This window comes from Thalassospira mesophila, assembly GCF_002115755.1.
In the GTDB taxonomy this organism is placed as follows: domain Bacteria; phylum Pseudomonadota; class Alphaproteobacteria; order Rhodospirillales; family Thalassospiraceae; genus Thalassospira; species Thalassospira mesophila.
Genome location: NZ_JFKA01000021.1, coordinates 1 through 15690, shown reverse-complemented (window position 1 = coordinate 15690; position 15690 = coordinate 1). Strand labels below are relative to the sequence as shown.

11 protein-coding genes and 1 tRNA gene are annotated in these 15690 nt (G+C 53.7%); all 12 read left to right on the top strand.

From position 1 onward, the window contains the following. The first annotated feature begins 158 nt into the window (after positions 1-158). A tRNA-Trp gene (locus TMES_RS21535) sits at positions 159-234 on the top strand. Positions 235-284: 50 nt separating this feature from the next. After that, on the top strand, positions 285-482 hold the full coding sequence (gene secE, locus TMES_RS21530; RefSeq protein WP_085586479.1) for a preprotein translocase subunit SecE: 198 nt from the start codon (positions 285-287) through the stop codon (positions 480-482). A 1-nt stretch (position 483) separates the two neighbouring features. Next, positions 484-1017, top strand: a complete 534-nt coding sequence (gene nusG, locus TMES_RS21525) for a transcription termination/antitermination protein NusG (RefSeq protein ID WP_085586477.1) — start codon at positions 484-486, stop codon at positions 1015-1017. A 98-nt stretch (positions 1018-1115) separates the two neighbouring features. Then, a complete protein-coding gene (gene rplK / locus TMES_RS21520; RefSeq protein WP_085586475.1) occupies positions 1116-1544 on the top strand; it encodes a 50S ribosomal protein L11 in 429 nt (142 codons plus the stop codon). A gap of 4 nt (positions 1545-1548) precedes the next feature. Next, a complete protein-coding gene (gene rplA, locus TMES_RS21515) occupies positions 1549-2247 on the top strand; it encodes a 50S ribosomal protein L1 (RefSeq protein WP_085586474.1) in 699 nt (232 codons plus the stop codon). Between the two features lie 280 nt (positions 2248-2527). Next, the gene (gene rplJ, locus TMES_RS21510; protein ID WP_085586472.1) at positions 2528-3046 is read left to right on the top strand and encodes a 50S ribosomal protein L10; all 519 of its coding nucleotides are present in this window, start codon (positions 2528-2530) and stop codon (positions 3044-3046) included. Between the two features lie 48 nt (positions 3047-3094). Next, positions 3095-3466 (top strand): 50S ribosomal protein L7/L12, encoded by a 372-nt coding sequence (gene rplL / locus TMES_RS21505; protein ID WP_085586470.1) that lies wholly within the window; start codon positions 3095-3097, stop codon positions 3464-3466. A 361-nt stretch (positions 3467-3827) separates the two neighbouring features. Then, entirely contained in the window at positions 3828-7994 is a 4167-nt protein-coding gene (gene rpoB, locus TMES_RS21500; protein ID WP_085586468.1) for a DNA-directed RNA polymerase subunit beta, read from the top strand. A gap of 95 nt (positions 7995-8089) precedes the next feature. Continuing rightward, positions 8090-12283 carry a DNA-directed RNA polymerase subunit beta' gene (gene rpoC, locus TMES_RS21495; protein ID WP_085586467.1) on the top strand — a complete coding sequence of 1398 codons (4194 nt, stop codon included), beginning with the start codon at positions 8090-8092 and terminating at the stop codon, positions 12281-12283. 370 nt (positions 12284-12653) lie between these two features. Further along, positions 12654-13025: a 30S ribosomal protein S12 gene (rpsL, locus tag TMES_RS21490; protein ID WP_073957450.1), complete on the top strand. Its 372-nt coding sequence runs from the start codon at positions 12654-12656 to the stop codon at positions 13023-13025. 12 nt (positions 13026-13037) lie between these two features. Beyond that, positions 13038-13505: a 30S ribosomal protein S7 gene (gene rpsG / locus TMES_RS21485; protein WP_085586465.1), complete on the top strand. Its 468-nt coding sequence runs from the start codon at positions 13038-13040 to the stop codon at positions 13503-13505. Between the two features lie 27 nt (positions 13506-13532). Next, positions 13533-15614, top strand: coding sequence for an elongation factor G (fusA, locus tag TMES_RS21480; RefSeq protein ID WP_085586464.1), 2082 nt, complete (start codon positions 13533-13535; stop codon positions 15612-15614). Positions 15615-15690: the final 76 nt, after the last annotated feature.

Genomic DNA, 15690 nt, shown 5'->3' with positions numbered 1-15690 from the left:
GCGTCGTTGCAAAGATCATTGAATAATTTGTGATTTCGCATCGAATAGATGCTTGATCTTTGATGTGCGGGCGGATATAAGCCGCCCGCACACCCCGTCACCCGGATGGGGAAGCATTGGAAACAAAATTGGTTACCAACTGTTTCTGATGAGATTATAGGAGTGTAGCTCAGTTGGTAGAGCATCGGTCTCCAAAACCGAGGGCCGTGGGTTCGAGTCCCTCCGCTCCTGCCATTTTTTCCGGGCAGAATTTAATAAGCATTTGAAACGGTATATACCCGACAATGGCTAAAACGTCACCGGCACAATTCGTACAACAGGTTCGCCAGGAAGCCCGCAAGGTCAGCTGGCCGACCCGCAAGGAAACGACCGTATCGACCCTCATGGTGTTTGTCATGGTGGCCTTTGCGTCTGTTTTCTTTTTTGTCGTTGATCAGCTTCTTGCCTTTGGCGTCAAGTTGATCTTTGGTGTCGGGGGCTGATATGGCAGAGCATCGCTGGTACGTCCTGCACGTCCATTCCGGTTTCGAAAAAAAGGTCGCCCAGTCGATCCGCGAACAGTCCGTTAAAAAAGGGCTGGATGGCGAGATTGCTGAAGTTCTGGTGCCGACCGAAGAAATCGTTGAAATGCGTCGTGGTAGCAAAATCAATGCCGAGCGCAAGTTTTTTCCGGGCTATGTGCTTTTGAAAATGCAGCTGACTGACGAAAGCTGGCATCTGGTTAAAAATACCGCCAAGGTTACCGATTTTCTCGGCAGCCGTGGCAAGCCGATGCCGATTTCCGAAAAGGAAGCGCAGCATATTCTGCATCAGGTGCAAGAAGGCGTTGATCGTCCGAAATCCACCATCAGCTTTGAAGTTGGTGAAGAAGTCCGGGTTTCTGATGGTCCGTTTGCAACCTTTGCCGGTGTGGTTGAAGGGGTCGATGAAGAACGGTCGCGCCTTAAGGTGTCGGTCTCGATCTTTGGTCGCTCAACCCCGGTCGAGCTGGAATTTTCCCAGGTCGAAAAGGTCTGATCGATCTTTAAAGTTTCCGGCTGTGTCATGCAGCCGGTTTTTCGAGCGCGGGAGGTCAGCCATGGCCGGACCGCGCGCTTCTGTAAGAGGTACATAAAATGGCCAAAAAGATTACAGGCTATATCAAGCTGCAGATTGCTGCTGGTAAAGCCAACCCGTCACCGCCTGTCGGCCCGGCTCTGGGTCAGCGCGGCGTAAACATCATGGAATTCTGCAAGGCGTTCAATGCTGCTACCCAGCAGATGGAACCCGGTATGCCGATTCCTGTTGTGATCACGGTTTATGCAGACCGTTCATTCAGTTTCGTCAGCAAAACCCCGCCGGCATCATACTTCCTGCGTAAAGCAGCGGGTATTGCCAAGGGCTCAGGCACCACTGGCAAAGGCTTTGTCGGTAAAGTGACCAAAGCCCAGGTGCAGGAAATTGCTGAAGCCAAGATGACCGACCTCAATGCGGTCGACATCGAAGGCGCAATGTCAATGATCGAAGGCTCGGCCCGTGCTATGGGTCTTGAGGTTGTGGAGTAAGACGATGGCCAAAACTGGTAAGCGCCTTGCCCTGGCCTATGAGGGTGTCGATCGTAATAAACAGTACGAACTTGCTGCTGCTATCAAGCTTGTCAAAGATGGTGCAAAAGCAAAATTCGACGAAACTGTTGAAATTGCAATGAATTTGGGTGTTGACCCGCGTCACGCAGACCAGATGGTCCGTGGTGTGGTGTCGCTGCCGCACGGTACCGGTAAAACCATGCGCGTCGCTGTTTTTGCCAAAGACGCAAAAGCAGAAGAAGCGCTTAAAGCCGGTGCTGATACCGTTGGTGCCGAAGACCTTCTGACCGCAATGCAGGGCGGCGATCTGAATTATGATCGCGTTATTGCAACCCCGGATATGATGGCTTTTGTTGGTCGTCTCGGTAAGGTTCTCGGCCCGCGCGGCCTGATGCCGAACCCGAAACTGGGTACTGTGACCATGGATGTTGCCAAGGCTGTTGCCGATGCAAAAGCCGGTCAGGTTCAGTTTCGCGCTGAAAAGAACGGTCTGGTTCACGCTGGCGTGGGCAAGGCATCTTTCAGCGAAGAACAGCTGGTTGAAAACGTCAAGGCATTCGTTTCCGCGATTGTCAAGGCAAAGCCGGCCGGTGCCAAAGGCATCTACCTGCAGCGCGCTGCTGTCAGCTCCACCATGGGCGCTGGCGTGAAGCTTTCGGTGCCTGATATCGCATCGAACTAAGAATTTAAAGTTTCCGGTCTGCTTTCGGGCGGGCCGGTTGCCGGGGAGGGGGTTACACCCCTCTCTACCTGTCTGTCCCAGACTGCAGGGGGGTAACATCTGGTTGCTCTTAATGTCCTGCATAGGCAGAGGTTCCGGTTCTTGAATTTCCCCTTCGGGGCTTTTCTTAAGGCTTGAACATCTGGCAAACGGACGGGCGTCATCGACCGGTTCCTGTGAACTGGTCACGTCTGTGAACCCTTCGGGGTTCAGGGCAAAAAGCAAATGTCGGAGACTGATTGTGAACCGCGATGAAAAACAACAGTTCGTAGCAGAAATGCGCGAAGTGTTCGAAGCTGCGGAAGGCGTCATCATTACCCAGTACAAGGGTTTGACTGTCGCTGAAATTACCGCTCTTCGTGCACAGATGCGTCAAGCTGGTGCGGGCTTCAAGGTCACCAAAAACCGGCTTACGCGACTTGCTCTGGAAGGCACCAAATTTGCTAACCTGGCGGAATACTTTACCGGCCCGACCGCGATCGCCTATTCGGCGGACCCGGCTGCAGCTGCAAAAGTAGCCGCTACCTTTGCCAAAGCAAACGAGAAACTCGTTCTCGTTGCTGGTGGTCTCGGCGAACTGGTTCTCGATGAACGGGGTGTTAAAGCCCTTGCAGAACTGCCGTCGCTCGACGAACTGCGCGCAAAACTGGTTGGCATGATCCAGACCCCGGCACAGCGTATCGCTACGCTGACTTCCAAGCCGGCGGCCCAGATCGCACAGGTGCTCAAGGCATACGCCGAAAAAGGCGAAGCCGCGTAACCCTCTTTTTCCTTATTACTACCAAGTTCAAGCCTAGGAGTTATCAAAATGGCCGATCTTAAGGCACTCGTCGAAGAGCTTTCAAAGCTTACCGTTATCGAAGCTGCTGAACTTTCCAAACTTCTCGAAGAAGAATGGGGCGTTTCTGCCGCTGCTCCGGTTGCTGCTGCTGCTGCCGGTGGCGCAGTTGCTGAAGCCGCTGAAGAAAAGACCGAATTTGACGTTATTCTGACCGCCGCTGGCGACAAGAAAATCAACGTCATTAAAGAAGTCCGCGCAATCACCGGTCTTGGTCTGAAAGAAGCCAAAGACCTGGTCGAAGGCGCACCGAAAGCGGTCAAAGAAGGCGCGTCGAAAGACGAAGCCGAGACCATCAAGAAAAAGCTTGAAGAAGCTGGCGCAACCGTCGAACTCAAATAATCGACGGCTTTTGCCAAAGTTTGGGTCGGCGTTCCTACGGGACGCCGACCTATCCGTCTCTGCGGAAAATATTTTTGACGGCCGCAGGGCGCGAAAGGGAAATTTAACGGTTGACGCTGCCAAAGGTAATCATACATAGTGCCAAACTGTTTTTGCCAAGGGTTATCTTTGGCGGCGTCGACAGCCGAGGGATCTGTGATCTCTATTCATGTTGGATGTCAGATAACATCCGCGGTCATATTTAAGTAACGCCCGCCCCGTACGGGGCTCGGGCGTCGTTGTGCTGTATGCTTTCTAAATAAGGCACGGGCAACGGCGACGGGTTCGGACGGTGTGGGGAGGCGCGATTAAAGGAACGATGATGGATAAGTCCTTTACTGGTCGAAAGCGCATTCGCAAGAGCTTTGGACGGATCAGCGAAGTCGCTCCGCTCCCGAACCTCATCGAGGTTCAGAAGAATTCTTACGTGAAGTTTTTGCAAACCGGCATTCCCCGCGAACAGCGGAGTGATACGGGTCTGCAAGAAGTCTTCAAAAGCGTCTTTCCGATTAAAGACTTTTCGGAACGAGCGACCCTTGAATTCGTATCTTTCGAGCTGGAACAGCCGAAATACGACACCGAGGAATGCGGCCAGCGCGGCATGACATTTGCCGCGCCTTTGCGCGTTACGCTGCGTTTGGTCGTTTGGGATATCGACGAAGACACCGGTGCGCGTTCAATTCGCGATATCAAGGAGCAGGACGTGTACATGGGCGATATGCCGCTCATGACCGAACACGGCACCTTTATCGTGAACGGCACCGAGCGTGTTATCGTCTCCCAGATGCACCGTTCGCCTGGCGTATTCTTCGACCATGACAAGGGCAAGACCCACAGCTCTGGCAAGTATCTGTTTTCTGCACGTGTGATCCCGTATCGTGGTTCATGGCTCGATTTTGAATTCGATGCCAAGGACGTACTGTATGTGCGTATTGACCGTCGCCGCAAACTGCCGGCAACCACACTTTTGATGGCGCTGGAAAACGAAGAATCGCAGCAGCTTCGCGCACAGCGTGCCGAAGAAGGCCGTTCTGTCGATCCGTCGGAAATCGAAGGTCTGACCCCGGAAGAAATTCTGAACTATTACTATGAATCGGCTGAATATCGCCGGACCGGTAATGGCTGGGTCACCGATTTTGATGTCGAACGCTATATCGGCCAGAAATTGCTGTTTGATCTTCTTGATGCTGAAAGTGGTGAAGTTGTTGCCGCTGCCGGGACCAAGATTACCAAACGTTCAGCAACCAAAATTGTTGAACAGGGCGTTAAACAGATCCTGGTGCCTGAAGAACAGCTTAACGGCGGTTACATGGCCGAAGATCTGCTTGATGGCGATACCGGAGAAATCCGCGCCGAAGCAGGTCACGAGCTGACCGAAGGTGTGTTTGAACAGCTTCGCGAATGGGGTGTTGATACCGTTCGCCTGTTGCTGATCGATCACAACACCGTTGGGGCCTATTTGCGCAACACGGTCGCGCTGGATAAAAACAGCAACCGTGAAGAAGCGCTGGTCGACATCTACCGTGTCATGCGCCCGGGTGAGCCGCCGACGATCGAAGGTGCGGAGGCCATGTTCAAGGGCCTGTTCTTTGATCCGGAACGCTATGATCTTTCCGCCGTCGGGCGTGTGAAGATGAATGCGCGTCTTAATCTGGAATGCCCCGATACGGTGCGTGTGTTGCGCCGCGAAGATATTCTTGGTGTTGTGCGTGTTCTGATCGACCTGAAAGACGGTCGTGGCGAAATCGACGACATCGATCATCTTGGCAACCGTCGTGTTCGTTCTGTGGGCGAACTGATGGAAAACCAGTTCCGTGTTGGTCTGTTGCGTATGGAACGTGCGATCCGCGAGCGTATGAGCTCGGTCGAGATCGACAACGTCATGCCCCATGACCTGATCAATGCCAAGCCGGTTGCGGCTGCTGTTCGTGAATTCTTCGGCTCGTCGCAGCTGTCGCAGTTTATGGATCAGACCAATCCGCTTTCGGAAATTACCCACAAGCGTCGCCTGTCTGCGCTTGGGCCGGGTGGTTTGACCCGTGAGCGTGCCGGCTTTGAAGTTCGTGACGTGCATCCGACCCATTATGGTCGTATCTGCCCGGTTGAAACCCCGGAAGGTCCGAACATTGGTCTGATCAACTCGCTGGCGACCTTTGCCCGCGTCAACCAGTACGGCTTTATCGAAAGCCCGTATCGTAAGGTTGTCGACGGGACTGTGACCTCGGAAGTGATCTATCTGTCGGCAATCGAGGAAGGGCGTTACGTTATCGCCCAGGCCAACGAACCGCTGACCGATGATTTCCGCTTTGCCAACGAACTGATCAATACCCGTAAAGCGGGTGACCATCTGATGGCGCGCGAAGAAGAAATCGACCTGATGGACGTTTCGCCAAAACAGCTGGTTTCTGTGGCTTCGGCCCTGATCCCGTTCCTGGAAAACGATGACGCCAACCGCGCCCTGATGGGCTCGAACATGCAGCGTCAGGCGGTTCCGTTGATCCGCTCTGAAGCACCGTATGTCGGGACTGGCATGGAAGTGCCGGTGGCACGTGATTCAGGGGCGACCCTGATCGCGCGTCGCGACGGTGTTGTTGAATCGGTTGACGCCACCCGTATGGTGATCCGTGCCACTGGCGATATTGCCGCCTCTGCATCGGGCGTGGATATTTACACTTTGCGTAAATATCAGCGGTCGAACCAGGGCAGCTGTATCAACCAGAAGCCGCTGGTCAAGGTTGGTGACGCCGTTGAAAAGGGCGACATCATCTCTGACGGTCCTTGCACCGACATGGGTGAACTGGCCCTTGGCCGGAACGTGCTGGTCGCGTTCATGCCGTGGAATGGTTACAACTTCGAAGATTCGATCCTGCTTTCAGAACGTATTGCCCGCGATGACGTCTATACCTCGATCCATATCGAGGAATTCGAAGTCATGGCCCGTGATACCAAGCTGGGTCAGGAAGAAATCACCCGTGACATTCCCAACGTTGGTGAAGAAGCCCTGAAAAACCTCGACGAGGCAGGGATTGTTTACATCGGCGCGGAAATCAAACCAGGCGATATTCTGGTTGGCAAGGTGACGCCGAAGGGTGAAAGCCCGATGACACCGGAAGAAAAACTTCTGCGTGCCATCTTCGGTGAAAAAGCTTCTGACGTACGTGATACGTCGCTGCGTGTTCCGCCGGGACAGTTTGGTACCATCGTTGAAGTTCGTGTTTTTTCGCGCCGTGGCGTGGACAAGGACGAACGTGCCCTGGCCATTGAACGTTCGGAAATCGAACGTCTGGCACTGGACCGTGACGATGAACGCTCAATCCTCGAACGTAACTTCTATGGCCGTTTGAAAAATCTGTTGCTGGGTCAGACCATTGTTGATGGTCCGAAAAGCCTGGTCGGCACGATTACCGAAGACAGCCTGGCGGGTATTGCCCGTGGCCTGTGGCGCCAGATCGCCGTTGGTGACGACAATGTGATGTCCGACATCGAAGCGCTCAAGAAACAGTTCGAAGAATCGATCAAGGTTCTTCAGGCCCGTTTCGACGACAAGGTTGACAAGCTTCAGGCCGGTGACGAATTGCCGCCGGGCGTGATGAAGATGGTTAAAGTCTTTGTTGCTGTGAAGCGTAAAATGCAGCCGGGCGATAAAATGGCCGGCCGTCATGGGAACAAGGGTGTTGTGTCGCGCATCATGCCGATGGAAGACATGCCGCACCTTGAAGACGGGACGCCGGTTGATATCGTGCTGAACCCGCTGGGTGTTCCTTCACGTATGAACGTTGGTCAGATTCTTGAAACACATCTTGGCTGGGCCTCACGTGGTCTGGGCGAGCAGATCGGCAACATGGTCGATGGTGTTCTTGATCAGCGTACATCGATGGAAGAACTGCGCGGCAAGCTTAACGACGTTTATGAAGACGAATCATACGTTACCGGCATCAAGGAATTGAGCGACGGTGAAGTGATCGAGCTTGGCAACAATCTGCGCCGTGGTGTACCGATGGCAACGCCGGTATTTGACGGGGCACGTGAACCTGATGTGGTTCGCATGCTGGAAAAGGCAGGTTTTGACAGTTCGGGCCAGGTCGATCTTTATGATGGCCGTACCGGCGAGAAATTCCATCGCAAAGTGACTGTTGGCTACATCTATATGTTGAAGCTGCACCACCTTGTCGACGACAAGATCCACGCCCGTTCCATTGGGCCGTACTCGCTTGTTACCCAGCAGCCGCTGGGTGGTAAGGCACAGTTCGGTGGCCAGCGTTTCGGGGAAATGGAAGTGTGGGCGCTTGAAGCATATGGCGCTGCATACACCTTGCAGGAAATGCTGACTGTCAAGTCGGATGACGTTTCAGGCCGTACCAAGGTCTATGAAGCTATTGTTCGCGGCGAAGACACCTTTGAAGCCGGTATTCCGGAATCCTTTAACGTTCTTGTTAAGGAACTCCGGTCGCTTGGTCTCAATGTTGAGCTTGAGCAGGAAGACTACTAAAATCAGGGCGGGCGAAGCGTGCTTCGTCCGCCATTGCATCTTTCGGCCTGAAATTGGCGAAACCCGGCGCGGCCGGGCATAGCGGGAGAGCCTTTATGAACGAGTTGATGAAGATCTTCGGGCAGCCCCAGGGCACCCAAAGCTTCGATCAGATCCGCATTCAGATCGCCAGCCCGGAGCGTATTCGCTCCTGGTCTTTTGGTGAAATCAAGAAGCCGGAGACCATCAACTACCGGACTTTCAAACCGGAGCGCGACGGTCTGTTCTGTGCGCGCATTTTTGGTCCGGTGAAGGATTACGAATGCTTGTGCGGCAAGTACAAGCGGATGAAATACCGCGGGATTATCTGCGAAAAATGCGGCGTTGAAGTAACGCTGGCCAAAGTGCGTCGTGAACGCATGGGACATATTGAACTGGCCGCACCTGTTGCGCATATCTGGTTCATGAAATCCCTGCCAAGCCGCCTTGGTCTGTTGCTTGACATGATGCTCAAGGATCTTGAGCGTATTCTGTATTTTGAAAGCTATGTCGTTATCGAGCCGGGTCTGACCCCGCTTAAAATGGGTGAACTTCTCAACGAAGACCAGTTCACCACGGCACAGGAAGAATACGGCGAAGACAGTTTCCGTGCCGGTATCGGTGCTGAAGCCATTCGCGACATGCTGGCTGCGATCGATCTGGAAGACGAATACGAAGTCGCCAAAATCGATCTCAAGGAAACCAACTCGGAAGCCAAGCGTAAAAAGCTGGTCAAGCGTCTTAAGCTGATTGAAGCTTTCCGCGATTCCGGTGCCCGTCCTGAATGGATGATCCTGGAAGTTATTCCGGTCATTCCGCCAGAACTGCGCCCGCTGGTTCCGCTTGATGGCGGTCGTTTCGCAACGTCGGATCTTAACGATCTGTACCGTCGCGTGATCAACCGTAATAACCGCCTGAAACGCCTGATCGAACTGCGTGCGCCCGATATTATCGTGCGTAACGAAAAGCGTATGCTTCAGGAATCGGTCGATGCGCTGTTTGACAACGGTCGTCGTGGCCGCCCGATCACGGGTGCCAACAAACGTCCGCTGAAATCGATGTCTGACATGCTCAAGGGCAAGCAGGGTCGTTTCCGTCAGAACCTTTTGGGTAAACGCGTCGACTATTCCGGTCGTTCGGTTATTACCGTGGGCCCGAACCTGAAACTGCACCAGTGCGGTTTGCCAAAGAAAATGGCGCTCGAACTGTTCAAGCCGTTCGTTTATGCGAAACTTGAACTGTACGGCATGGCGACCACGATCAAGGCTGCCAAGCGTATGGTCGAAAAAGAACGCCCGGAAGTCTGGGATATCCTTGAACAGGTTATCCGCGAACATCCGGTCATGCTTAACCGTGCGCCGACCTTGCACCGTTTGGGCATCCAGGCGTTCGAACCTACCCTGATCGAAGGCAAGGCTATTCAGCTTCATCCGCTGGTATGTACCGCTTTCAACGCCGACTTCGATGGTGACCAGATGGCCGTTCACGTGCCGCTGTCGCTTGAAGCCCAGCTTGAAGCCCGTACCCTGATGATGTCGACCAACAACATCCTGTCACCGGCATCGGGTCGCCCGATTATTGTGCCGTCTCAGGATATTGTGTTGGGGCTGTATTATATTTCGATGGATGGTGAAGGCGAGCCGGGCGAGGGGATGTCATTTGTTGATATCGCCGAGATCGAGCAAGCCCTTGATTCCGGCGCTGTCGGCCTGCATTCCAAGGTCAATGCCCGGTATCACACCGTTGATGCCAATAACGAACCGATCACGATGCGTGTGCAGACGACTGCTGGTCGTATGCTGCTCTCGGAACTGTTGCCGCGTCATCCGCGTATTCCGTTCTCGATCATCAACAAACTTCTGACCAAAAAAGACATCTCCAACGTGATGGATGTTGTCTATCGTCACTGTGGTCAGAAAGAGACGGTTATCTTTGCTGACCGTTTGATGGGCCTTGGCTTTAACTGGGCATGCCGTTCCGGTATTTCCTTTGGCAAGGATGACATGGTCATTCCTGAAGCCAAGGAACCGCTGGTTAACGCGACCCATGACAAGGTCAAGGAATACGAACAGCAGTACCAGGACGGCCTGATCACCCGTGGTGAAAAATACAACAAGGTGGTTGACGCCTGGTCGCAATGTACTGACGACGTTTCCGAAGCCATGATGAAGGGCATTTCGGCAACCAAGGCAGGCAACCAGATCAACTCTGTTTACATGATGGCGCACTCCGGTGCCCGTGGTTCTGCTGCCCAGATGCGTCAGCTCGCCGCCATGCGCGGTTTGATGGCAAAGCCGGATGGCTCGATCATTGAAACGCCGATCATTTCGAACTTTAAAGAAGGCCTGACCGTGCAGGAGTACTTCAACTCCACTCACGGTGCCCGTAAGGGTCTGGCTGATACGGCGCTGAAAACGGCAAACTCCGGTTATCTGACCCGTCGTCTCGTTGACGTGGCCCAGGACTCGATCATTACCCAGCACGATTGCGGCACCGAACGGGGCCTTGATATTGCGGCAGTGGTTGACTCGGGCGAAGTCATCGAAACCCTGTCGGATCGTATTCTCGGTCGTTACACGGCTGATGCGATCATTGATCCGGCAACCGGCAAAGAAATCGTGGGCAAAAACGAAATGGTTGTCGAAGACCATCTCGACAAGATCGAAAAGGCCGGTGTCGAAGCCGCCCGTATTCGTTCTGTGCTGACATGTGATGCCGAAACCGGTGTTTGCGGCCATTGCTACGGTCGTGACCTTGCACGCGGGACCACGGTGAATATCGGTGAAGCTGTCGGTGTTATCGCCGCACAGTCGATCGGTGAACCTGGTACCCAGCTGACCATGCGTACGTTCCACATTGGTGGCGCGGCACAGCGTGGCGCAGAAGTGTCCGGCGTTGAAGCCAACTTCGACTCGACCGCCAAAATCAAGAATTACGCCGTGGTGACCAACTCCAAGGGCGTGAACATTGTGATGGCGCGGAACATGGAAATTCTGCTGATCGACAAGAACGGTCGTGAACGCGCGAAATTCCGTGTGCCGTATGGTGCGAAGTTGCTGACCGAAGACGGGGCACAGATCACACGCGGCCAGAAACTGGCCGAATGGGATCCGTACACCCTGCCGATCATCACCGAAAAAGAAGGTTACGTGAACTATGTCGACCTGATCGAAGGGACGACCATTCGCGAAATCTATGACGAAGCCACAGGTATTGGTGCCAAGACAGTCATTGACTGGAAGAGCCAGCCCAAGGCCTCGGACCTTAAGCCACGTGTTACCTTGCGTAACGAAAGTGGCGAGGTCATCAACCTTGATAACGGCCTTGAAGCCCGTTATTTCCTGTCGGTTGATGCAATTCTGTCGGTTGAAAACGGTCAGAAGGTCAATGCCGGTGACGTGCTGGCACGTATTCCGCGCGAAGGGTCGAAAACCCGTGACATCACCGGTGGTCTGCCGCGTGTTGCCGAGCTGTTCGAAGCCCGCAAGCCGAAAGAACACGCGATTATCGCCGATATTCCGGGTCGCGTTGAATTTGGTAAGGATTACAAGAACAAACGTCGCGTTATCTTGCACCCGCATGAAGATGCCGGTCTGGAACCTGTTGAATACATGATCCCGAAAGGCAAGCATCTTGCCGTTCAGGAAGGGGACTTCGTCGAACGTGGCGATCTTCTGATGGATGGTTCACCGGTTCCGCACGACATTCTTCGGGTTATGGGCGTTCCCGCACTGGCCGACTATCTGGTAAATGAAATCCAGGAAGTTTACCGGTTGCAGGGCGTGAAGATCAACGACAAGCATATTGAAGTTATCGTTCGTCAGATGCTGCAGAAAGTGGAAATCACCAAACCGGGTGATACGACACTTCTTGTTGGTGAAATTGTCGACCGTGGTGATTTCGATACCGAAAACGACAAAGTTGCACGTGAAGGTGGCGAACTGGCCGAGGCATCACCGGTCCTTCAGGGGATCACGAAGGCTTCGCTGCAGACCCATTCCTTCATCTCGGCGGCATCGTTCCAGGAAACCACACGTGTTCTGACCGAAGCAGCTGTTTCGGGTAAGACCGATACGCTGATCGGCCTGAAAGAAAACGTGATCGTTGGTCGTTTGATCCCGGCAGGGACGGGTGCGGTGATGAACCGCTTCCGCGCACTTGCTACCGAACGGGATCGCATTATCCAGCTCGAAGCCGAAGGCGAAGAAATTGGCGACAGCTTTGGACCGCAAAGCGGATCCGAGTCTCCGAGTCTTCCTGCCGGTGAGTAAGGTTTTCGCGCAAGGTTGTTAAAGAATCAGAGGCGAACCGGGAATTTTTTATCGACGCCCCGGTTCGTTTCGGCGTTTGAAGCGCCAACTCGATGGCTCCAAGGGTTTTGCTTGACGCGATATGGGCCCGTCACTAGTATGCGCCCACCGAATATTGGGGGGTGTTTTTGTGTCGGTGCCGATAAAGGTTCCGGGCTGAGGCGCCCTTCCGTCGCATCAAGCGACTTTGACGGCCGTCGAGGCAGGTTTGTTCCTGCTTTTTTGGGCGTCCGCAATGTTTTTGCCATCTTGGTAAAAGCAAGGCGGTCGCTCGTCGTGCGTCGATAAAGCTACGCCCAAGTGGCGTCCGTTAAGGCAAAAAGGAAAGTTAATGCCTACAATTAACCAGTTGATCCGCAAGTCGCGGTCACCGCGCTCTCAGCGCGATATGGTGCCTGCACTGGAAGCCTGCCCGCAAAAGCGCGGCGTATGCACCCGTGTTTACACCACGACTCCGAAGAAGCCTAACTCGGCTCTTCGTAAGGTTGCCCGTGTTCGTTTGACCAACGGCTACGAAGTAACCAGCTATATTCCTGGTGAAGGTCATAACCTGCAAGAACACTCAGTCGTCATGATTCGTGGCGGCCGCGTAAAGGATTTGCCGGGTGTGCGTTACCACATTATTCGCGGTACCCTTGATACACAGGGTGTTAAAGACCGTAAGCAGCGTCGTTCGAAATACGGCGCGAAGCGTCCGAAATAAGGAGCGCATTGAATGTCACGTCGTCACGCTGCTGAGAAGCGCGAAGTACTCCCTGACGCCAAATATGGCGATAAGGTTCTGACCAAATTCATGAATGGTCTGATGCTCGATGGTAAAAAATCGGCTGCAGAAAAGATCGTTTATGGTGCATTTGACATCATGGAAACAAAAGGCGGCGATCCCGTTGCCCAGTTCCATGACGCCATGGACAACGTGAAACCGAACGTCGAAGTTCGCTCGCGTCGTGTAGGCGGTGCTACCTATCAGGTTCCGGTTGAAGTTCGTACTGAACGTCGTCAGGCACTGGCCATTCGCTGGCTGGTGGATGCGGCGCGCAAGCGTTCCGAAACCACCATGATTGGTCGTCTCGCTGGTGAATTGATGGATGCTGCCAACAATCGTGGCACCGCTGTCAAGAAGCGCGAAGATACCCATCGTATGGCCGAAGCCAACAAGGCTTTCGCTCATTATCGCTGGTAACCCAGACCCAAAGATCAAGAGTCGATTATGGTAGAACGTACTCCGATCTCTCGGTATCGCAATATCGGCATCATGGCGCACATTGATGCCGGTAAAACCACGACAACCGAGCGAATTCTATTTTACACTGGCAAGTCCTACAAAATCGGCGAAGTCCATGACGGCGCCGCTACGATGGACTGGATGGAACAGGAACAGGAACGCGGCATTACAATTACGTCGGCCGCGACGACCTGTTTTTGGAAAGATCACCGCATCAACATCATCGATACGCCCGGCCACGTTGACTTCACGATTGAAGTTGAACGTTCGCTGCGCGTGCTCGATGGTGCGTGTGCGGTTTTCGACGCCGTCTCCGGCGTTGAACCGCAGACTGAAACCGTATGGCGTCAGGCTGACAAATATCACGTCCCGCGGATGTGTTTTGTCAACAAGATGGACCGTACCGGCGCGGATTTCTTTAACTGCGTTGAAATGATGAAGGAACGTCTCGGTGCCAACACGGCTGTGTTGCAGTTGCCGATTGGTTCCGAAGCTGAATTCGAAGGCGTTGTCGATCTGGTGCTTAACAAGGAAATCGTCTGGAAAGACGAATCCCTTGGCGCCGAGTTCGAATATCGCGATGTTCGTGAGTCTCTGGTTGACCAAGTGGCCGAATATCGTGAGATGCTGATCGAAAGTGCTGTCGACTTTGACGAAGCTGCGATGGAAGCATATCTGGAAGGCGACATGCCTTCCGAAGAAACGCTCAAAGCATGCATTCGTAAGGGTACGCTGGCCAGCAAGCTGGTTCCGGTCCTTCTGGGGACGGCGTTCAAGAACAAGGGCGTGCAGCCGCTGCTCGACGCTGTTCTTGATTATATGCCGGCACCGGATGACCTCACCGACGTTCGCGGCATCAAGCCGGGTACCGAAGATGAGCCCGATTCACGCCCGCTGACCGACGAAGCACCTTTCTCGGCACTTGCTTTCAAGATCATGAGTGACCCGTTCGTCGGCTCGCTTACCTTTATCCGGATCTATTCGGGTGTTCTTGAAGCCGGTTCCTACGTTCTGAACTCTGTTAAAGAGAAAAAAGAACGTATCGGTCGGATGCTGCTTATGCATTCAAACAACCGTGAAGAAATCAAATACGCTTGCTCGGGTGACATTGTGGCACTGGTTGGTATGAAAGATACCACCACTGGTGACACGCTGTGTGACACGGTTAAGCCGATCATTCTCGAGCGGATGGAATTTCCCGATCCCGTCATCGAAATTGCTGTTGAGCCGAAAACCAAGGCTGACCAGGAAAAGATGGGGATGGCTCTGGCACGTCTGGCACAGGAAGATCCGTCTTTCCGTGTCAAGACCGACCACGAATCGGGTCAGACCATTATTTCGGGTATGGGCGAACTGCATCTCGACATCATCGTCGACCGTATGAAACGTGAGTTCAAGGTCGAAGCAAACGTTGGTGCCCCGCAGGTTGCCTATCGCGAAACCATCTCGCAGACGGTCGATATTGATTACACCCACAAGAAGCAGTCTGGTGGTTCGGGTCAGTTCGCCCGCATCAAATTAACCTTCACGCCGGGTGAACCGGGCAGCGGATACTCCTTCAAAGACACCGTCGTTGGCGGTAACGTTCCGAAGGAATACATTCCGGGTGTCGCAAAAGGCCTCGAAAGTTCATTGCCCAATGGCGTGATCGCAGGTTTCCCGGTTACCGATTTCACCATCACCCTGACCGACGGCGCCTACCATGACGTCGATTCCAGTGTGATGGCCTTTGAAATTGCTGCTCGTGCTGCCTTCCGTGAAGGTCTCGCAAAAGCTCGTCCGAAGCTTCTCGAGCCGATCATGAAGGTCGAGGCAGTGACCCCTGAAGAATATATGGGCGACATCATTGGCGATCTGAACAGCCGTCGTGGCCAGGTTCGTGACATGGACTCTCGCGGTATCGCGCGTGTCGTCACGGCTTATGTCCCGCTGGCAAACATGTTCGGTTACGTCAACACGCTGCGTTCCATGTCCCAGGGTCGTGCCCAGTTCGTGATGCAGTTTGATCATTACGCCGACGTGCCGCAGGCTGTCGCGGACGAAGTCCGCGCCAAGTCAGCCGGTTAAGGCGAAGCTAGGAATAAACGGAGTTAAAAATGGCTAAAGAAAAATTTGCGCGTACAAAACCGCACGTTAACGTTGG

Bases quoted from the DNA above. Each gene is read 5' to 3' on its own strand.
- secE (WP_085586479.1), top strand. From the start codon at position 285: ATGGCTAAAACGTCACCGGCACAATTCGTACAACAGGTTCGCCAGGAA.
- nusG (WP_085586477.1), top strand. From the start codon at position 484: ATGGCAGAGCATCGCTGGTACGTCCTGCACGTCCATTCCGGTTTCGAA.
- rplK (WP_085586475.1), top strand. From the start codon at position 1,116: ATGGCCAAAAAGATTACAGGCTATATCAAGCTGCAGATTGCTGCTGGT.
- rplA (WP_085586474.1), top strand. From the start codon at position 1,549: ATGGCCAAAACTGGTAAGCGCCTTGCCCTGGCCTATGAGGGTGTCGAT.
- rplL (WP_085586470.1), top strand. From the start codon at position 3,095: ATGGCCGATCTTAAGGCACTCGTCGAAGAGCTTTCAAAGCTTACCGTT.
- rpoB (WP_085586468.1), top strand. From the start codon at position 3,828: ATGGATAAGTCCTTTACTGGTCGAAAGCGCATTCGCAAGAGCTTTGGA.
- rpoC (WP_085586467.1), top strand. From the start codon at position 8,090: ATGAACGAGTTGATGAAGATCTTCGGGCAGCCCCAGGGCACCCAAAGC.
- rpsL (WP_073957450.1), top strand. From the start codon at position 12,654: ATGCCTACAATTAACCAGTTGATCCGCAAGTCGCGGTCACCGCGCTCT.
- rpsG (WP_085586465.1), top strand. From the start codon at position 13,038: ATGTCACGTCGTCACGCTGCTGAGAAGCGCGAAGTACTCCCTGACGCC.
- fusA (WP_085586464.1), top strand. From the start codon at position 13,533: ATGGTAGAACGTACTCCGATCTCTCGGTATCGCAATATCGGCATCATG.